At 37.2% G+C, this 21,451-nt stretch carries 12 protein-coding genes and 1 pseudogene; 8 read left to right on the plus strand and 5 right to left on the minus strand.

Annotated features, from left to right (window positions below):
• Positions 1-46 precede the first annotated feature (46 nt).
• Positions 47-406: a four helix bundle protein gene (locus tag FHS59_RS00375; RefSeq protein WP_184492437.1), complete on the plus strand. Its 360-nt coding sequence runs from the start codon at positions 47-49 to the stop codon at positions 404-406.
• A 46-nt stretch (positions 407-452) separates the two neighbouring features.
• Here FHS59_RS00375 and FHS59_RS00380 read toward each other — a convergent pair whose 3' ends face one another.
• Positions 453-1,184: a nitroreductase family protein gene (locus FHS59_RS00380; RefSeq protein WP_184492438.1), complete on the minus strand. Its 732-nt coding sequence runs from the start codon at positions 1,182-1,184 to the stop codon at positions 453-455.
• 91 nt (positions 1,185-1,275) lie between these two features.
• On the opposite strand from FHS59_RS00380, the gene FHS59_RS00385 reads away from it, so the two are divergent.
• Both FHS59_RS00385 and FHS59_RS00390 read left to right on the plus strand, forming a co-directional pair.
• Complete coding sequence (locus FHS59_RS00385; RefSeq protein WP_184492439.1) at positions 1,276-2,766, plus strand: DUF5687 family protein; 1,491 nt, start codon at positions 1,276-1,278, stop codon at positions 2,764-2,766.
• Positions 2,763-3,458 (plus strand): ABC transporter ATP-binding protein, encoded by a 696-nt coding sequence (locus FHS59_RS00390; RefSeq protein ID WP_184492440.1) that lies wholly within the window; start codon positions 2,763-2,765, stop codon positions 3,456-3,458. Before FHS59_RS00385 ends, FHS59_RS00390 begins: the two co-directional genes overlap by 4 nt.
• Before the next feature lie 113 nt (positions 3,459-3,571).
• On the opposite strand, the gene FHS59_RS00395 is transcribed toward FHS59_RS00390, so the two are convergent.
• The 3 genes from FHS59_RS00395 to FHS59_RS00405 are packed head-to-tail and all read right to left on the minus strand — an operon-like array spanning position 3,572 to position 9,278.
• Entirely contained in the window at positions 3,572-5,005 is a 1,434-nt protein-coding gene (locus tag FHS59_RS00395) for a TolC family protein (protein WP_184492441.1), read from the minus strand.
• Positions 4,998-8,165, minus strand: a complete 3,168-nt coding sequence (locus tag FHS59_RS00400) for an efflux RND transporter permease subunit (RefSeq protein WP_184492442.1) — start codon at positions 8,163-8,165, stop codon at positions 4,998-5,000. The genes FHS59_RS00395 and FHS59_RS00400 overlap by 8 nt, the downstream gene beginning before the upstream one ends.
• A gap of 24 nt (positions 8,166-8,189) precedes the next feature.
• Positions 8,190-9,278 (minus strand): efflux RND transporter periplasmic adaptor subunit, encoded by a 1,089-nt coding sequence (locus FHS59_RS00405; RefSeq protein ID WP_184492443.1) that lies wholly within the window; start codon positions 9,276-9,278, stop codon positions 8,190-8,192.
• A 971-nt stretch (positions 9,279-10,249) separates the two neighbouring features.
• On the opposite strand from FHS59_RS00405, the gene FHS59_RS00410 reads away from it, so the two are divergent.
• Complete coding sequence (locus FHS59_RS00410) at positions 10,250-11,512, plus strand: prolyl oligopeptidase family serine peptidase (protein WP_184492444.1); 1,263 nt, start codon at positions 10,250-10,252, stop codon at positions 11,510-11,512.
• Between the two features lie 43 nt (positions 11,513-11,555).
• On the opposite strand, the gene FHS59_RS00415 is transcribed toward FHS59_RS00410, so the two are convergent.
• The gene (locus tag FHS59_RS00415) at positions 11,556-11,768 is read right to left on the minus strand and encodes a hypothetical protein (RefSeq protein ID WP_184492445.1); all 213 of its coding nucleotides are present in this window, start codon (positions 11,766-11,768) and stop codon (positions 11,556-11,558) included.
• A 259-nt stretch (positions 11,769-12,027) separates the two neighbouring features.
• Between FHS59_RS00415 and FHS59_RS00420 the strand changes: the two genes are divergently transcribed.
• The 4 genes and pseudogenes from FHS59_RS00420 (at position 12,028) to FHS59_RS00430 (ending at position 21,311) form a co-directional block, all read left to right on the plus strand.
• Positions 12,028-14,259 carry a DEAD/DEAH box helicase gene (locus tag FHS59_RS00420; protein ID WP_184492446.1) on the plus strand — a complete coding sequence of 744 codons (2,232 nt, stop codon included), beginning with the start codon at positions 12,028-12,030 and terminating at the stop codon, positions 14,257-14,259.
• Positions 14,260-14,261: 2 nt separating this feature from the next.
• The gene (locus FHS59_RS00425; RefSeq protein ID WP_184492447.1) at positions 14,262-15,053 is read left to right on the plus strand and encodes a DUF2290 domain-containing protein; all 792 of its coding nucleotides are present in this window, start codon (positions 14,262-14,264) and stop codon (positions 15,051-15,053) included.
• A gap of 570 nt (positions 15,054-15,623) precedes the next feature.
• Positions 15,624-16,760 (plus strand): annotated as a pseudogene (locus tag FHS59_RS23585) (NACHT domain-containing protein); the annotation flags it as partial.
• A gap of 426 nt (positions 16,761-17,186) precedes the next feature.
• Positions 17,187-21,311, plus strand: coding sequence for a hypothetical protein (locus FHS59_RS00430; RefSeq protein WP_246388246.1), 4,125 nt, complete (start codon positions 17,187-17,189; stop codon positions 21,309-21,311).
• The last annotated feature ends 140 nt before the right edge of the window (positions 21,312-21,451 follow it).

Raw genomic sequence — 21,451 nt, forward strand, 5'->3', positions numbered from 1 at the left:
ATAAGATTTTTCTAACTAACTTAAAGTGTAGTAATTAAGTTTAGGGATGAAAGAAGAATTGAAAAAGAGGACTAAAGCTTTTGCCGTTTCCATCATTAAAATGACTGAAACCTTGCCCAGAAGGAATTCCACGATTCCTGTTTCAAATCAAATCATTCGATCTTCAACATCTGTTGGTGCTAATTATCGAGCAGCTTTAAGAGGGAGGTCAAAAGCCGATTTTATTGCAAAGCTCGGTATTGTAGTAGAAGAATCGGACGAAACCCTTTATTGGTTGGAAATTATTGTAGAATCTGAGTTGGCAAATAAAGATCAAATCGCTCCTTTATGGAAAGAAGGAAATGAACTCACTTCTATTTTTGTAAAAATGCTTAAAACTGCCAAGTCTAACAGTAAAAAAATGTGAGGAGTTTATATTTCAATTTTAGCATCATTAAATCTTATGTCATATATCATACATCATAAATAAGCTTTTTTGAAGCTATTCTAAATCTTTCTCCATAAACCCCTTCAGGCAATCCCTTCCCGCAGCCGATAATCATGCAGATTTCTGATCCTTTTGAGAGGTTTAGTAGTTTGGATATGCGTTTGGAGTCGTAGCCTTCCATAGGGCATGTATCATAGCCAGAGGCTTTCATGCCGAGCATAAAAGTCATGGATGCTAGCGCAGCGGATTTGTGAACGGAAATGCGGACATCAGTTTCACTGACTTCTCTCACCATCGGCCTTCTTAACCCAACCCACCAGGCAATTAGTTTTTTGATCAAAGTCCATCCAGGATATCTCGAATAGAGTTTTGGGATCAGATTGCCATAATAGCTCAAAGCCTGTTTTTGCTTCTTTTCGGATTGATTTTGGACAGTGGTTTTAATGTAATTGTAATTTGCCTCTGCTCTGGACTTCCAAAGGTCTCTTCTTGTCACCACAACAACTAGTTCACGTGCTGTTACTGCTGCTTTTTGGCGCATACAGAGTTGTGCGATCTGGTCCTTGAAATGAGAGGATTCAGGAACCCGAATAAATTCATAAAGTTGGAGATTAGAGCTGTTGGGAGATAAAATTGCAGCCTCAAGACATCTCTGAACTACAGAATGATCAAAATCTTCCTCCTGATCAAAAATTCTTACGGAACGCCTCGATTCTACCGCTTCAAAAAATCCCAATTCCTTTTTTGAGTCTATCATTTACCTAATTTTCGATTTAAACAGCGTATAATTCTGTTTGTTTGGTTATATTTTCGATCAAATTTAGAAAGAAAAGCCAACTCCACTCTCCATGATTTTTGAATTAATCCGATTACAATTTCTAAAAAGTCTTAGATCTACCTCTTTTGCAAAAAGCCTTTTGATCACGATTTTTCTAGCATTTTTGGCCTTGCTCTTATTGAGTTATGTGTTGATGGCCGGGATATTTCTAAGCAAGATTTTAGGAGTTTTGGCCGAAGGAAGAGATCCTTTGGAGGTGTTGAGTGAAGGGTTGATATTTTTCTTCCTGATGGAATTTATGTACCGGTATTTTCTTCAGAATCTACCCGTTATTGATCTCGAGAGCCTTTTGCATTTGCCAATAGGTAAACGGAAAATCATCCATATGCTATTGGTTCGCTCCTTTATTTCACCGATCAGTATCATTGCCTTATTGCTATTTCTGCCATTTGGTTTGCAGGAGATTTTGCCACAAATGGGTGTTAGTTCACTGATCTTTTGGATCGGGACTATTCTGATGATCAGTTGGTCGATTCATTGGTTTATGCTTTGGTTTAAGCAGCGATTCGAAGACAGTCTTATTGGAGTGGTGATCGTATTTGGTGTTTTACTTCTAGGAGGAGGTTCGGCCTATATGGGTTGGTTTAACTTGGGCGAAATCGTTGAACCATTCTTTACTTGGTCACTTTCCAGCTTTATTCCTTTGGTTCTAACTTCCATCACCTGTGTGGTATTTTACTACATGGCATATACTTATTATTTGAATAATGCCTATCTCGAAGATCTTTCTAAAGAAGAGGAAGCAAAATTTGTCGATCGGGATTTTGGTTTCTTTTCGAGATTTGGGCTTGCGGGAGAAATGGCAAATTTGGAATGGAAGCTTATTATTCGTCATAAGAAGAGTAGAACCTTCTTGATGCTGAGTGCTTTCTTCTTATTGTATGGGATGATTTTTTACGATAACCCCCAGTATCATACAGAAGATGGAGGATTTAACTTCATATTCATTTTTGTTGGGGTTTTCATTACGGGAATATTCATGATTCAATATGGTCAGCTTTTCCTAAGTTGGAATTCCGGGAATTTTGATTTCTTCATCAATAGAAAAGATGGGATTGAGGCTCTGGTAAGAGGAAAATATCTATTGTTGCTTTCGATTTCCTGCCTTTGCTTTCTGCTTTCGGTTCCTTATGTCTATTTCGGCTGGAAATTCTTGCTGATCCATTTAGCTACCTGGCTTTTCAATGCAGGAGTGATGATTCATCTGATTATCTATTTGGCACTTTGGAAACCAAAACCTATGGATCTGAATAAAGGAGCCATGTTTAATTACGAGGGAGTTGGTGCTGCACAGTTTCTGATGATTATCCCCATGATGGTAGCACCTTATGTTGTTTATTTACCTTTTGCGCTGCTTATCAATGAATATGCAGGATTAGCAGCATTGGGAACCATGGGTATCATCGGCATTTTGGCGTTCAATAAACTTTCCCAGATCAATATCAATCGAGTACTTTCTAATAGATACGAAATTTCATCTTCATTCCGTCAAGAGTTATGATTCTAGTAAAAAACCTTAAAAAACAATACAAAGAAGCAGTTGTCCTAGATATTCCAAGTTTGGATATTCCGAAATCTGAATGCTTTGGACTTGTGGGAAATAATGGAGCTGGCAAGACTACCTTGTTTCGAATCATGCTTGACTTGGTAAGGGCTACAGAAGGAACGGTTACCATAGACAGTGAAGATGTCAGCAAAAGTGAAGACTGGAAGAAGAGAACTGGGGCATTTCTAGATGAACACATGCTTTTGGCATACCTCACGCCTGATGAATACTTCAAGACCTTGATGAAAATCTATGGCATGTCTGAGGCAGATCTTCAAAACCACCTTTCCAAGTTCACAGATTTGTTTAATGATGAAATCGTCGGGAAGAAAAAGTACATCCGAGACCTGTCAAAAGGGAATTTGAAAAAGGTAGGAATTGCTGCAGCCTTGATGGGAAATCCAGAAGTGGTGTTCTTAGATGAGCCTTTCGAAAACCTGGATCCAAGTTCTCAAATTCGTTTGAAGAAATTGATCTTGCAGGAAAAAGAAAATTCCAAAGTGACATTTTTAATTTCCAGTCATGATCTGAACCATGTGACTGAAATTTGCGATAGGATCGTCCTACTGGAAAAAGGAAAAGTTATCAATGATCTTCGCGATAAGACAGCTATGATGGCAGAACTGGATGCCTACTTTACAGGTTGAGATAATTGAAGGTTAAACATAAGAAAGCCCTTTAGGAACATCCTAAAGGGCTTTTCTGTAATCCATCCTATTGAATATAACAGGATGGAGATTCAACCTTTAATCAACTTAAACTATTTCCAACCTCCGCCAAGTGCTTGGTAAATATTCACTTTGGCGTGCATTTGTTTCATTTTTGTTTCGATCAACTCAAACTTGGATTCAAGCGCATCTCTTTGTGTCAATAACACCTCCATGTAATCTGCTCTTGCAGATTTAAACAAGTCGTTTGAGATGTCAACTGATTGAGTTAGCGCATCCACCTGTTGGTTCTTCAAGGTATAAGTACTTTCCAGATTGCTGATATTCGAAAGCTGATTTACAACTTCGATATAAGCATTCAGGATAGTCTGCTCATAATTGAAGATTGCCTGGATCTGCATCGCATTCGCAGACAAATACCTCGCTTTGATTGCATTTCTATTGATCAATGGAGCAGTTAATTCTCCAGCTAAATTGTAGATCAATGATTGCGGCGTAGTAAACAGATAGGATGTGTTAAAGGCATTGAAGCCTAAACCTGCAGATATTTCCAACTTAGGATAGAAGTCCGCTTTGGCTACTGACACATCGATCTTAGCTGCTGCCAATTCCAGTTCTGCTTGACGGATATCAGGTCTATTTGCCAAAAGCTGAGAAGGAATACCCGCATGAATCATTTCAGGAATCAGATCAGTAAATACTCTATGATCCCGCTCCACTTTTTGAGGGAATCTACCGACCAAGAAATTGATTCTGTTTTCGGTTTCGATGATTTCCTGCTGGATACCATATTGAAGACTTTTGGTACTTAATACCTGTGCTTCAAATCTTCTAACAGCTAGTTCGGTGACTCTTGCCGCCTGCTTCTGGTATTTGACAATTTCCAATGCATTGTTTTGGATCTCGATGTTTTGCTTTACGATTTCCAATTCATTGTCCAAAGCCAATAATTCGTAGTAGGAGTTTGCGATTTCTGCGATCAGATTAGTGACCATAAAATTCTTACCTTCCACACTGCCCAGATACCTTGTCAAGGCTGATTTTTTAGCATTTCTCAGCTTTTTCCAGATATCGACTTCCCAAGTGGCAAACGCACCCAGTCCATAATCCTGAAGTGGATCTGGCATTTCTTTACCTGGTTTGATTTCAGTATTTGCATCGTTGGCACCTTGGCTTGTGTATCTTCCCACCTTATCTACTCCTGCACCTGCACCGATATTCACAGAAGGAAGAATTTCGCCTTTACGGGCTCTCACTTCGTTTTGTGAAATCTGGATTTCCTGCATGGTAATATTCAGCTCCTGATTGTTGCTCAAAGCAGTATCGATCAGGGCTCTTAAATAAGGATCAGAAAAATATTCCTGCCATACCACATCTGCTGTATTGGTAGTATCCTGAGAGCCATTATAGCTCTCAGGTACTGCATTATTTACAGCTTTTTCTGTCAATTCAGGGGTTTTACAAGATGAAACTGCAAAGGTTAAACTTGCTACCCCTAGACTTATATAAAGGATTCTCTTAAGCATGTTTGTGCTGAGTTTGTTCGGATAATGGACTTTCGTCTTCATTCTTGATTAATTGACGGCCATCTGCCAGACTAGCGAATATGTAGTAAAGCCCTGGGACAATGATTACCCCGAAAATGGTTCCGAAGAGCATACCACCCATCGCAGATGCACCAATGGTTCTGTTACCGATGGCACCAGCCCCGGTTGCAATAATCAATGGCACCAAACCGGCGATAAACGCAAAGGATGTCATCAAAATAGGTCTGAAACGGACTTTGGCACCCTCAATGGCCGCAGCCAGAATCGTGGCACCTTCCTGTCTCTTTTGCACCGCAAATTCTACAATCAATACCGCGTTTTTACCTAAGAGACCCACGAGCATGATCAGACCGATCTGAGCATAGATGTCATTATCCAGTCCCATCATTTTCAGCAAGAAGAAGGAACCAAATACCCCCACCGGTAATGAGAATACTACCGCAAGAGGGATGATGAAACTTTCATACTGAGCTGCCAAAACGAAGTAAACGAACACCAATACAATGATGAATACATAAAGTGCTTCATTTCCTCGGCTCGCTTCATCGTAAGAAAGACCTTCCCATGCAATGTCATAACCTCTAGGTAGAGTTTCGGCGGCTACTTCCCGGATAGCTGTAATCGCATCCGCTGTAGTAAATCCTGGTGCCGGAAGACCTCGAATAGAAGCTGAGTTGTACATGTTGAATCGGGTTACCTCATTCGGTCCTTGTGTTTTCTTCATCGTCATGAAAGCTGAATAAGGGACCATTTCACCTGCCTCGTTTTTCACAAATAGGTTCAATACATCAGATGGCAATCTTCTGAATGAAGGATCTGACTGAACATATACTTTGAAGAATCGACCAAAACGAATGAAACCTTGCTCGTAAGTACTACCAATCAGGATGTTCAGGTTTTCCATTGCTTTACCGATGGATACTCCTTTTTGCATGGCCTTATTGTTGTCGATTTCCAACTCGTATTGAGGGTAATTGGCAGCAAAGAAGGTGAACAAACCGGTGATCTCGTCACGTTTGCTCAGATTATCCATAAACTCCTTGTTGATCTTGTCAAACTCCTGATAGTCAGTAGTTGTGGTTTTATCCAACAATCTCAAAGAGAAACCGCCGGAAGAACCGAAACCTGGAATTGCTGGTGGTTCGAAGAATTCCACAATGGCACCAAGACCTTTGGATTCCTCTTCAAGCTCTTCCATGATTTCTTTCACGGAGTGCTTTCTTTCACCCCAAGGTTTCAAGTTAATCAAACAAGTACCTGCGTTAGAACCACGGCCTTCCGTCATGATCTCATAACCTGCAAGTGAGGATACAGATTCTACTCCATCTATTTCCTCGCATATTTTCTGAAGTTTTTGGGAAACTTGGTTCGTACGTTCCAAAGTCGCTCCAGGAGGTGTTTGGATGATCGCATAGATAGTACCCTGGTCTTCACTAGGGATGAAACCTGCTGGTAGAATTTCATTTTCGAAGAAAATACCAGCTCCAAATAATAGAAGGATTCCAAAAGTCAACCATCTTCTGCTGACCATTCTTTTCAAAAGGGCAACATATTTCCCTGTCAATTTATCAAATACCCGGTTGAAGCTATCCAGTGATTTGGTCAGGATATTTTGCTTTTTCTCATGACCGTGATGGTTTTTAAGCAACATGGCACAAAGTACCGGAGTCAATGTCAATGCGATTACCGCAGAGATTACAATGGAACTTGCCATAGTAATAGAGAACTGTCGGTAGAATGTACCCACAGGTCCTGACATAAAGGAGATCGGTAAGAATACCGAAACCATAACCGCAGTGATGGCGATAATCGCTCCAGAGATTTCTCCCAATACTCTTTTAACAGCTTGGTAAGGCGTCAGATGCGGGAAATCCTCCATTTTGGCGTGGACTGCTTCCACCACCACAATCGCATCATCGACCACAATACCAATGGCGAGTACCAAGGCGAAGAGTGTTACCAAGTTGATCGAGAGCCCAAAGAACTGGATCACAAAGAAGGCACCGACCAAAGATACTGGAACCGCGAGGATCGGGATCAAGGTAGACCTCCAGTCACCGAGGAAGATAAACACCACCAAGGCAACCAAGATAAATGCATCTCGAAGCGTGTGAACTACCTGTTCAATGGATGCATCCAAGAATTGGGAAACGTCATAACTGATCTGGTAATCGATTCCTGGAGGGAATGATTGCTTCATCTCTTCCAGTTTTGCTTTTACTTCCGCAATAACATCACTGGCATTACTACCATAGTTTTGCTTCAATACAATCGCAGCAGAAGGATGACCATCCAGATTGGAATAAATATCGAAGAATTCACTACCCAGTTCTGTTCTGGCGATATCCTTCAGCTTGATACTTTCACCATCCGGGTTAGCCCGTATGATAATATTGTCATATTCTTCAGAGGTACTGAATCGACCTTTGTAAGTCAATACATATTCCAGAGACTGAGCTTCAATACCGGAGCTTTGACCAATCCTACCTGGACGACCCACGATACTTTGTTCCTGCATGGCTTCCATCACATCCTCTACGGAGATGTTGTAAGCACGCATTCTGTCTGGATTAAGCCAAACACGCATCGCATAGGTTCTACTACCTAATATTTGAGATCTTGCTACCCCTTTGATTCGGTTAATCTCAGGGATCATGTTTACGTTAGCGTAATTGTATAGGAATTTTTCATCCATACTTTCGCTCTTCGAGTAGAGGTTGACATACATCAACATACTAGGCTGGATAGGGGTGATAATTACACCTTCACGCTGAACAAGTTCAGGTAAAAGCGGCATTACTTGATCCACCCTCGTCTTGACTCGTATGACCGCCTGATTGGGGTCCGTCCCGGGTTCGAAGATTACGTTAATTGTTGCTTCACCGGCACTGGTAGCATCGGTGGCCATATATCTCATTCCCTGAACCCCGTTGATGGAGTTTTCTAGGGTAATCAAAGTTGATTTTACGAGTACGTCTGCACTCGAGCCTGGATAGGCTATAAATATACTGACCGTCGTTGGAGCGATCTCGGGGAATTGTGAGATAGGCATTTGCTTCATCGCAAGAGAGCCTACAAACACAATAATAATCGAAATTACAATCGCTAAAACTGGTCTTTTTATGAATTTGCTAAACATCAATTCTGTGTTTTAGGATTTGAATTATTCGGCATATAAGTCCAGATTAGAAATCACATCACTTGGCTTCAAGAAATCATATTTGATCTCCTCGTTTTCTTTTACAAGTCGAAGTCCTTCTAATAGGATTTTATCAGTGGGTTCAAGTCCTTTCACCACAGCGTAAATGTGTGGCAACTCGGCAGCAATCGTAATTTCTCTTGAATGAACAACATTGTCCTCATCGATGACGAATACGTATTTCTTGTCCAGTACCTCAAATGTTGATTTCTGAGGGATCAAAAGGGTGTTTGTCAAAGGAATGGACATTTGGATGTTTCCTGTTTCACCATGTCTCAATAGACCATTTGGATTAGGGAAAGTCGCTCTAAAAGCGATGTTACCAGTCTCATTGTTAAAGTCTGCTTCGATGGTTTCTACTACGCCAGGGAATTCAAACTGCTTGTGGTTAGCCATTTCGAAAACCACCTGAACTTTGTCATTTGATTTTACTTGGGCTTTGTAATCCAAATATTCCGCTTCTGGTACGTTGTAGTAAATCCACATCTTGCTATTGTCAGAGAAGTTTGTCAGAAGTTCACCTTCTTCTAAAAGACTTCCCTCTCTCACTAAGAATCTATCAATGATCCCATCAAAAGGAGCTCTGATTTCAGTGAATTGAAGATGCGCTTTTGCCAATGAAAGTTCCGCATTTGCCTTGTTTACTTTGGCTTTTGCCATTGCCAGCTCGTTTGGAGCTACAATATTTCTATCAGCCAAAGATTTGGTGTTTTCATATTCGATCCGTGCAAAATCAGCTTCTGCTTCCGCACTTTCCAATTCTGCCTGATAGATGTTAGGCATGATTTTGAAAAGTAGGGTGCCTTTTTTCACGAATTGACCCTCATCGACATAGATCTTTTGAAGGTAGCCTCTTTCTAAGGCTCTGAGTTCAATGTGTTGAATAGAATGTACCTGAGATACATATTCTTTTGTAATCAAAGTGTCCATTTGTAATGGACTGGTGACCTGGAAGGTCGTTTCAGCTTCATGGTGCTCCTCGCTATGTGAGTTACAGCCTGTCTGGAATAGCACTGCACACAAACCTGCGAGCATGAGAATTCTCGATTTCATAAATATTGATTTTAAACTGGATTTGTTCTTTTTTGGTCTGTGTATCAAAAATTTACACAGAATCAGGATTAAAAACCTCAGGTGAATAGAGGTCAGATAATCTCAGAAATAGTAGGGGGTTGAGGTATAAGAATTACCTCAAAAGAAAAAGTATCATATAGTGAACACCTGGATCATCAGATGTTTCCTATGCGAAGTTTTATAGAAAAAGTGCTTACTGAAGTGTAAGCTCTTTTGAACAAACAGAAATAAAAAGGCGAGAATCTGTGTGCAAAAAATAGCAGTGAAATAAATGCTACTTTCTACAAATTTTTTGAATGACACTAAGATGTCATCCTTTTCTTCAATATCAGTTGCATCCACCTTTACAGTGCCTGTCGCATGATCATGAAGTACTTGGAGATGTTCCGAAAAATTATTGCTGATTTGGGAATTCTGTTGAATCAGCAAGGAATTGGATGGGGTATAATGCGGCCCTTCCTCAATTGAATGAGAATATAGTTGACTGTATCCGCTGGAGAGCAGAATACACAGTGAGAGTACAATTCTTGTAATCAACTTTATCATCAGGGTGCGAAATAAATTAAAGTTTAACTCACAGTCAAGTAAACTTCAGTTAATTCCTGTTAATGGTTTTAATAACTTCTGAAACCTATTATTCTTCAGGATCAATGGTTTAGAAATTCTATGTTTTCTAAATCAATCGAAATGGAGAATAAGTTCCAGCATTAACAAATATTTACAAAATTGAACTTTTTATTACATTCTTTAAAGAAATTTGGAGATTTTATTTTATTTATCTCAATCCTGCTCGAATGAAAATATGTCTGAAATAGCTTTATTAGCTTTTGAGGAGAAATAAAGATTTCTTAGGTTTTGTTGATTCCTAAGCTGATTTCCTACATCTATATAATATTCTGTGAATGAATAGAATGGATTATTATATTGATGGCTCAGTAACCAAAATAACAATGAAAAATAGACCCATACTTTTCTTTTGCCTATTCCTGATGCTTTTGTCCCAATTGGGAATGGCCCAAAACTCTTATACGCTTGTAGTGGAAGGCTTCGATTGGGGCCCTGCAGTCAATAAAGTTGTATTGTCAAAAGCTGAAGCCGATTTAAGCACTGATCCATCTCATTATAAAGTCTATGCTACTAGAAGTTCTGATTTGTCAGAAAATCCCATAAATCCAGCAGCTGGAGAAAGGACTGTCATGTCTGCCTATACCTCTGATTCAAAAGGCAATCGATTAGCTGAAGGAGAATATGTGACACTTAATCTTTCTGTCGCTCCAAACCTTCCTTTGGGATCACCTTTTCAATACATGCGTTCGTATGGCAATGTCTGGGTAGATTACAATTTATCAGTGACAAACACAGCGACGCTGGAAGTTTGGAATAAGGAAGCGGATCGAGTGATGCCTTTGATTGATGAATACGACCTGAATGGGAAATTTTCTCAAGACAATGTGAACCTCACCTATGCTTCTTTTACCCCTGATACCGATCAAGAAAAGGTGCCATTGATCATTTGGTTGCATGGTGGAGGAGAAGGAGGAACAGACACGACAATTCCACTTTTAGGGAATAGAGCAGCCAATTATGCATCTCCTGAAATTCAGGATTATTTTGGAGGGGCTTACGTTTTGGTGCCACAAACACCAACGCGATGGATGGATAGTGGAGATGGATCCACCAGTGGGCAAGTCGACGATATTTATTTCAAAGCCCTGAAAGGATTGTTTGATGACTTTGTGGCAAAGCATCCAAATGTGGATACGGATCGGATTTATGTAGGAGGTTGCAGCAATGGAGGCTACATGAGTTTAAAACTGATCTTGGAGTATCCTGATTATTTTGCGGGTGGCTATATCAGTGCTTTGGCGTATAGAGCAGCTTATTTATCCGATGAACAGGCAAAGAGCATTAAAAATGTCCCGATCTGGTTTGTTCATTCCAAGGATGATTCCACAACAGTGGCAGATCAGACAGTTTTGCCTGTCTATGACAAACTGATCAAAGCGGGAGCAAAAGACGTACACCTGACTTTCTACGATCATGTGGTGGACATTACCGGTTTATTGGGCGGAGAGGATTATTATTACCCAGGGCACTGGTCTTGGATCTATTCACATGCCAATTTGAGTCAGACAGATTTCGATGGCAAACCAGTAAAAGTAAATGGGGTACCGGTGACGATAATGCAGTGGTTGGCTGGACAATCCAATTGATAGGTGAGGGAAATCCCAACTAGAAAGGCACAAATTTAGATCATTAAAAAAAGAAACCCTCTGGAGAAATACCAGAGGGTTTTTTGTGGAGCTGGTGGGAGAGTACTCGAACCATTTGAAGCAGGATTTTGAGCTTTTGGGCAATCTTTATAAGTGTCATTAAATTCCCAATAACAACTTTTTGTTTAAACCTGGCTAATAGTTCAGTAATTCCAAGTATCTTGGTAAAGTTAGCCAAGAGGGTGTTTTTTTTCATGAGTGAATTAAAAAATTAATCCTTTTTGGCTGTTCTAGAAAAAATCAAAAATTTTGTGCCTCCCGGGATTTGGGTCAGTCGTTGTTACGTAAATATTTGTACCTATGTGCATCAACTCGAGTTCAGTGGTCGAAGACTGGTATGTGTTTCGAAACCGGTCAGAAATCAAAGCCTGAATCCGATGTCTGCAAGTTTTGAAAAAAAATAATATGTTATTTAAACATAGAAAATTCACATTTTAATAATAGATGGGCTATTAATGGAATTTATTGCTGGAAATATTGAATTAGAAGATAGTGACTTTGTTTCTCAACTATGGGATAATATAGTTAGAGAAATCAATCTTATAAAGGGAATAACAGGGTTTAAAACTCCATCTCTAGGAAAAGAAATTAACGAAACTCCAACTCTCATTATTAGAGGGGAGGAAATCGGAATTATTATAATTGATGTAATAGATGAAAATATTATAGGATTTGACGATGAAAATGAATTTTGGCTAACATCAAATGATAATTATATCTACTCGAGAGATTTAGTCATTGCCGCTTATGAGCAAGAAATTAGAAATAGATTAAAAGAAAATAAAGAACTTTTTGATTTACGGAAGGGTGATTTTAAGATACCTATCAATGTTAGAAAATATCTAATTTTTGCTCAAAATAAAAAAGAAGAAATAAGCAGTATTAATTCTAATGTTGAAAATGAATTACTTAATACCTTTTATGGAATTGATGATTATTCAAAAATATTCCAAGAAATAAAAAACACTGAAGGTAATAACCAGGGGAAAATTGATATCATAGATTCGATTTTTGACGGTTCCAATGTTTATTCTAGGGTTGCAAAAAAGAAAATAGAGAAAGAACCTGAGAATATGAACGAATTTATAAAAAAGTCTTTAAATAATACTTTTAAACTTGATTCTACTCAGCGTCAAATCGCGTTGCAAATCCCAAACGGTCCTCAAAGAATTAGGGGGTTAGCTGGAACAGGAAAAACTATCATCTTATGCATGAAAGCAGCACTCGCTCATAAATTTTTTGCGAATATGAAAATTCTTTTTGTATTCAATACTCAAAGCATGTATAATCAAGTTGAATCATTAATAACGAAATATTATTTCAACGAGGTGAAAAAAATGCCAAATTGGCAAAACCTAGATGTTTTACATGCTTGGGGAGGTAGTAATAAACCAGGACTATATTACAATACTGCTAATTCAGTTGGGATTAGGCCTTTAAATTTCATGAATGTTAGAAGTGCAAAAGACCCTCTGGATGCAATTTTTACTGATTTATTAGAAAAAGCAAAAAATAAGATTGAACCAATTTACGACATTGTTTTAATTGATGAAGCTCAAGATTTCCCCTCATCTTTTTTTGAAACTATATTTTATTTAACTAAGGTTACAAAGGAAAATAATAAGAGAATTGTTTGGGCATATGACGAGTTTCAATCGCTAACAGATATAAAAATCAAAGAACCTGAGGAATTATTTGGAATAAGCGAGAAAAGAATTCCAAATATTAAAAATTCAGATTTAGAGGGTGAATATAAAGGCAAAATAAAAAAAGACTTTGTACTACCCAATTCATATAGAAACCCTAGAATAAATTTAATGGTTGCTCATGGAATTGCTTTAGGGCTTTATACTTCAAAAAGTAAGATGCCAATGGAGTATAAACTTGAATGGGAAGCCCGCGGATATACTGTGAATTCACCCCAAAAAAAGAAGTTTACAGAAGGAGATATAGTAATTGTAGAAAGAGAATCAAGATACAGTAAAAATAATTTGGAGAAACTTCTGGAAGAACGAAATACAGATAATAAATTAATTCAAGTTAAAAATTTTGACAAGCATTCAAAACAATTAGATTCTGTTGTCTCACTGGTCTCTACTCTTATAAAGGAACAAAAAGTTGAGCCTGAAGAAATTCTTATTATCGATTTAGATACTAAAAATTCTAAGGATGAATTTCAATATTTAAGGCAAAAACTGGACATAAAGAACATTAAGTGTATAACACCTGGTTATATCGAGAGCAATGATGCGTTTAAGGAAGCTGGTTTTGTTACGCTAAGTACTCCTTTCAGAGCGAAGGGAAATGAAACTAATGTTGTTATAATTGTTAATTCTCAGAAAGTAATAAATGATTTAACTCTTCGAATGAGGAACGCAATTTTTGTTTCTATAACTAGGTCGAGAGGCTGGTGCTACATATATAGTGCAGGTGAATATGGAGTAGGATTGTCTAAAGAAATTGCCGAAATTCAAACAAATTATCCGAAATTCAAATTTACTTTTCCAAGTGAAGACGAAATACATAGAAGGTATACGATATTAACAAGTTCCAAAGATTTAGAGAAGGCTAATAGTGAAATTGAGAATCTTTTTAGTGATGAATCATTAAAAGCACTATTGTTAGAGAAACTTAGTCAAGATCCAAAATTATTAGATGAAATTAAGAAATTAAAAGGAGAAAAATAATTATGGGGGTTGATGAAGTATTAAAAGAATTAGAAATTATTAAGTCAACTTTCAGAGCTAAAATAATCACTTCGAACTACAAGCAAATAAATCCTTATGAAATTAGTTGGGATAATTACAATACAGGGATTTTTAAAAATATTTATGCAAAAGAATATGAGTATATTGTAAGGAATCGTCAATATAGTTTTTTGCTATCGGACGATAAGGGTTGTGTTCAGTTTTACTATCAATTTCATCGTAATACTATTCAAAAATTAAAAATGGCATACTATCCTTATCCTGTAGAATTAAATGAATCTAAGGAGGAAATAGAAAACCTAATTAATGATTCGAATGACATGATTCTAATGGAATATTACTATGATTTGTGGAATATCTTCTCACACAATTTTGAGCTTAATGTTAATGATGAAACATTAAAAAAGCTGGTGATGGACTCAATTGCACATGGGAATAATGAATCAACTGAATCGTTACTGTTAGCAAAATTAGATTACAAATATAAAACTACGAATTCTTCACATATTCGAGTTGATTATGATACGAATGTTAAATCACATAATAAATGTGAAATTCAAATCGGAGCTATAAATTATATTAGGTTTCCCCTAAAAAAAATGATATCTCCATTTTTGTTTTTTGAATTTATATTTAAAAATATATTCAAAGCTAATTTTGATGACTTGTCCAGAAAAACTTCCTATAAAACACATAAATCGTTAGCTAAGAAGAAGTCATTTGATATTCCTGGATTTAATGAAGAAAGTATATTTTTAATTCATAAGGATTAAAGGTCTGACACTTTAAACATAGTTTATTAATTTTTGAACTTGTAATAGTTTTTAGTAGGGATTAAGTGAACTAACCTTTATTTAATTATAGGTATCAAAAATTTTGGTTCTGTTGAGTATTTATGATTCTAGGGAGTAAGAATATCTTGATTAGTTTAAATACTTGATGGAGGAATTCATTCAGTACCGTGAATGGTTCAGCTGTTTTAGCTCTTTACATTTTAGAAGGTTCTTTCTTTCTTTCTTTCTTTCTTTCTGAGTAACTTTCCTTACTAGATTTAAATTTAAATGCAATTCCTGTTGAGGAAAATCTTCAAAATCTTATAAATAGGATTCTTAAAACAGTTTTTTTTCACCTTACCATGGTATTTTTAATATCTTAAAAAGTTTAAATTCTAGGAATTAGTGGCCAGGAAAAACCCAAACAGCTCTATAAGGAGCGGATACAAATACGAAGATCTGTATGTTCTTCAGTTATGTGTTGAATGGTTATGTGAACCGGAAAAATTCAATGACATAAAGATCCAGTATATTCCTGAGGGAACGAAGGGCTTTGCAATAGATGACATTGTGGTCGAAAATGCGGATTCCAGTCAGAGCTTTTATCAATTGAAATACAAACAGAATCCCTCTATTGACAAATGGGATTTTGCACATCTTATTGAAAAAGGACTGTTTAGATGGATAAATTCCTTTAAAACCGTCAATAACAGCCCGCATAAAAATTGCAGTCTGATAACCAATGGAGTAGCCAACCTTGATCTTCAAACTTGTTTGAATGGCAATAAACTCGATTTAGCTAGGATCCACCAATATTATCCAGACGTTGAACAAAAACTTAATCAGCAGTTTTCAGACAACGGTCTTCTACTGGATTTTTTCTCAAACTTTACATTCATCTTCAATTATCCTGATAAATATGAACTTGAAGATAAGCTCCGAACAAAACTCTACGATGAACTAAAAGTCACCAAAGCAGGTGTTGATAGCTTATTACTATACATTGGAAATGAGGGATCAGAGCAATACCCCAAAGCGATTACACTTTCCGATATTAGAAAGTATTTGTCCTGGGACAATCCCCGCCCATTAAATCAAAATTTTAAGATACCTTCTGATTTTGAGTTTTTCAATAGGAATACCCATCAAAATGTATTGTTCGACCTTCAAAAGCCGGAAGGTGGGACGAGAATATTTATAGGCAAACCAGGAGCAGGGAAGAGTACCTACCTTTCTAAGCTTTATGAAATCTTAAGCCAAAAGCACATTGCGGTATTCAGGCATCACTATCACCTGAACCCTAAAGACCATTCACATTTTGAAAGATTGAATGCAGATCGGGTTAAAGAAGCTCTCCGCGCAGCCTTTAAAAAGGAAAAGTCCAGAGTTCTGGATGAGCTGGGAAGAGAGAACACGGAACATACTCCATTAAGAGAATTCATTAATAAAATAGCCACTTATTATGCAAAGCAGGAAAAAACCTTTGTTCTGATCATTGACGGGCTTGATCATGTTATACGCGAAGGAAATAGCGAGGCTCAACTCCAGGAATTCATTAATGAAATCTTTTATCCCCAAAAGGGCTATTGGTTATTATTAGGGACACAGGAAATAGCCATCAAATCGCTGCCAAATGCAATACTTAACGCATGTCCCGAGGACAGATGGATAGAAATCAAAGGATTGAGCCGGCCAAATGTCGTCAGGATTGTAAAATCCTCCCTTCAAACCAATTTCAAAAAGGAAATAGAACCCATAGAAAATGAATTCATCAATAAAATTTTTCACATAACCACAGGAAATCCGCTACATCTAAGGTATGTTCTGGGTGAAATCATTAATTCAGATGAACATCTTTCAACATACCTCCTCGATAAAATCCCTCCCTATAAGGGAGATATTCAAAACTATTACAAAGATATTTGGCGACAACTCCCGGATTTAGCCAAGACATTCTGTTTTGCCATTTCCGCACTTGATTTCAAATTACACAAAGAGCAACTCATTCAACTTGGAAGTTATCTTACTCCATATCCCGCAGACGTTACCAAGAGCTTCAAAGAAATCAAACACTTAATACTTCTGTCAGAACTCTCAGGCATATCGGTATACCACAATAGTTTTATGGTGTTCATGAAAGAACAGCCGGAGTTGGAAGACCAAAAACTATTACTCTATAAAAATATTTTAAAATGGTTAAAGCACTATAAAGATGAAAACCTGAAATGGTCAGAACACGCCAAATTAGAGTATTATCTTGGAAACCCCCAGCCCTTGTTAAACCTGGATAAAGATTGGTTAATTACAAGCTATTTGGAATGCAGGGATGAAAACCAGATTCAAAACCTTTTAGACCTGGCAACTGAAGCCGCATTCAAAAGCAAAGACTTTAAGAAAGTGATTTTCTTTGGGGAGATTAGTTTAAGGTTTAAAAATCGATTATATAATCTTTGGGATGAGAACCTGCATAAGATATGGGTGACCTCCTTTAGAAACAATGCGGAAACATTCATTAAGTATCCCGATTTTTCACGATTAACACATTACCAGCTTAAGGAAGTATTGATAGCACTAAAAGAGCGCGGAATTGTGAATGAAATTCCGGAAGCTGCATTTGACAGGATAAATATATTGTTCCAGGATCGTGATATGCAGACCTATGATATTGCCATATCCTGGTTGGAAGTGCTTTTGAACTTTGAAAATGTAAGCAACGAACGGATATTTAAATTTCTCAAGCAATTTCGAAAAGAGGATAGATCGGAATTATATTTTGCTTTTTATATTAAAAAAATCCTCGAAAACCGAGACCGTTTTGACTTCCGATTGACAGCATTGTTTAAAAGCAAACTGACAGACCCGGAAAAGAAAAGTCTTGGCCGTGTTTTGGTCCAGCATGATTTGAAAAATGGTCGTTTTGAGTGGAGGAAGAGAATAGAGAACTACCCTCTACAAAGTGATGATACCATAAAGGTTTATAATTATCTGTACAACAAGAATCTTGTTTTTGAGATGTCGCTGAATTCGCGTCATGAATTTGCTGAGAGGTATAATTATGCTGCCGATAACCTCAAAGCAAAAGAATTATACTTCAACCACTTTTCTACGGCACTGTTTCTTACGCTTTCCAATCAAACGGAACAAATCCGCTATTGGTTAAAAATAGAAGACACGGATAAACAAACACAATTGCTGAAAGCCATCCTGCTTATGGGCCAAAGGATTGGAGAATGTTGCTTAAAAAAATCTCCTATTGTAATAACCGAGATACTGCTACCCCTGAAGACTGTTCCAGAACTAGATTTTTATAAGGACCATTCCCTATATGAAATCCGTCGTTCCGTAATTCCAAAGATTATTGATGAAGTGATATGGTTAGCCCATATTTTTAATACACATCATTGTTTTGATAACGAAATCCAAATTGAAGAGATTGAAACATTGGTCAGTCATCCATGGTATTACCAGTCTCATTTATTTGAGCTCTTACATGAGCACAAAGCAAAACTTTCACCGAAAGCTTTTTCTTTTTTTGCAGAAAAGGAACTTGAAAAACTAAGTAATAAACTTGATGAATTTAAATATAAGACAGAGACAATGGCCAATCTGGCTATTCTTGCAGCTGATCTTAAAAATTCGGAGAGCCTGAAGTTACTTTTATTTCACGCAGCGGAGAATCTTATAGCTTACGGAAACCATAAAGACATGCTTTTATATGATATTCTGTTGGGCACCGAAAAGCTTTATAATGCAGGATCAGGCAAACATAAAGAATTGTTAAGGCGTATTGCTCCATTTGTATATCATATTGATGAGCTTACTGATGGAGATGAGACAGGAAGTTTTATTTATGATTACGCTTCCCAGCTAGGTAAATCGGATGTATCGGCTTTATATAACTTCTATTTATGGTCACTTCGTAAACGTGATTATTATCTTTCAGAAAGATTGTTTGGTGAAATCCTTTATACATTGGATTTTTCAGATAAAATAGGTAGAGCCATTGGTAGTACTGCAGTAGGTGATGCCCCATACTATGAATTAACCAAGATTGCTTCTGAAGACCCGCTAGCCAGGGAAGTATTGCATGATATTCACAATAGTTTGGGGAGAATAGATTTCGGAAGGGAGACAGAAGAGGAGAGAACAAGGTTGGATAATGACAATAATGATTCAGATGAAACCTATCTAAATGTGCAGCCTCAGATCCTTAGAAATCATCTGATCACATCTACTTATAGTAAATATGAAAAGTCATTTTTCATTTTAAGTTGGGCCAAAATATGGTTTAATAAAACCCCTTCAGACAGGAAACAACTAATTACGGTTCTAAAAGATATTATTGAACAGGATTATTTGGAGGCAGAACATGAGTTGTTAGATTTCCTTTATCCTTTTGCACTTTCCATTGACCGTGAATTCGCCTTTAAGTGTATCTGCTGGGCACAATCCAATAGTGGTTCGTGGTCAAGTGATTACTTTTCCCGGCCTGAAGAAGTCAGGGGCCGGTGGAAAAAGGTTATTAATGACTTCCCCTTACGACTCAATGAATTCTTTGAAATAAGTGTTAATAATTCCGGGCTTCGCTACAGTAAAAACGGCAGAAAGAATTATAGTATTTCCGCACCTAAGACGATTCAGTTTTTTATTGATGCGGGGCAAATGAAAAGAGCTGAAGAGACTGCCGGTTATTTTTTGGACATCTTACCCAGCCTTTTTCCAAATGTCAATTTGCCTGAACCGGAATTTTATGAAACGGATTCACAAATTGAATTATTTGATATTCTCCTCCTTAGGCTTGAGTGGCTAAGTCCTATCGTTAAGGAAAGAGCTGCAAAACAAATTATTACTATCCTGTCAGAAGATGTTTCAGGTAGTTATCATCAAAAGTACTTTGCATGGTTAAAGATGCAAACGTTGGAGTCTAAAGCTTGTGAGGGGCTTATGATTTTATTGATTTCCGCTCAATCAGAAAATAGTAATTCAAAAAATCACATAACAAAAAAGAATTTAGGTGATTTGCTCAGCTTACGTTGTATGGCTACAGATTTGATTGCGACATCCATTGGAAAAGTTCTTAATATACCATTTGAATTTCACCCACCTTTGTACATGAGCATGTCCTTCGGCCTGGATTCAAGAACTAAGCCTGAGTTTGAAGCACTGGTAGGGTTCAATTTGCCCCTGGTGTATTTAAATTACATTGAAGAATTGCAGGAGAATAGTCCGTATGAAATATGGTCTTGCTGGAATACGCTTTTTAATGATTACTGTAATGAATATGAACTAACATATGCCAGGGAGGACGAAAGGTATATGAATGAATATAATAAGTTAATGATTGGGAGGGCAACTATCTTTGCTGAAATACTACGCTCTACCTTTTTCAGACTTTTGGATTATTTATATAATCAAAATATTATAACAATATTCGACCTATTTAAATATACAGTTGCCAATTTTACCATTGACCCTTCAGTATGGAATATACATCTTGGCAGTAGACCATCATGGTGGCCTCAATTGAAAGGTTATCCAAAACTTAAGTATGATGAAGAACCTCCTGAGTTAAATATGGATATAGAAAAATTGCTTTCTTCGGTTGAAAATATCCAGGTTTTATCTCTTAACACAGCACTGCCAAATGCGGAGTATTTTTATCATGGCGATTATTTCTATGGACTTGAGATATTACCATTCGCCTTTTCCGGAGAATGGGATTGCCAGGTTGAAGCCTCACAAATATACCATAGGCTAAAGATAAACGCAGGAAATTGGTATCCCGGAATTAAAGATATGAGAGATTTCGGAGTGTTTTCAAACAAACTGAAATTCCATAATCCTATAGGAAAGGCTATGATAAATGGAAGTGAAATAATTCCACTGGTTGCTCCTGTTAGATCAAATGGGAATATGTTCCAGTATTATCGTTCATTTTATCCGTGTAGGCTTTTAACACCGATTATTAAAAGGAACCTGGATCTTAAAATGGACGAAAATTGTTTGAATTATACTAGGGGAGATAAGATCCTAGGGTATTACCAGGATTTTTTAGATGGCTTACGGGATGCATCTGACATGGCTGAATTATTGCCTTATAATACGTACCTTACTCTGGATAAAACGTACCTGAGGGATTTTTTGAAAGAGGAAAATCTAAATCTTGGGTATGCGATAAAAAAGACCTTATATACTAAAAATAAGTATGGTAGGTCAGAGGATTTTGACAGAAGGGAGGTATATTTTATTTCAAGGTAAAAAGCATATTATTATGAATTTAATAAAGATGTAAATAGATCCTTGTTACATATATCCATAAGATTATCTTTTGCTTACACTATAAAAATTTTACAATATACTAAGGGAATACCCTGACTAAAATACCGGAAATTCGGTAT

This window comes from Algoriphagus iocasae (assembly GCF_014206875.1).
In the GTDB taxonomy this organism is placed as follows: Bacteria; Bacteroidota; Bacteroidia; order Cytophagales; family Cyclobacteriaceae; genus Algoriphagus; species Algoriphagus iocasae.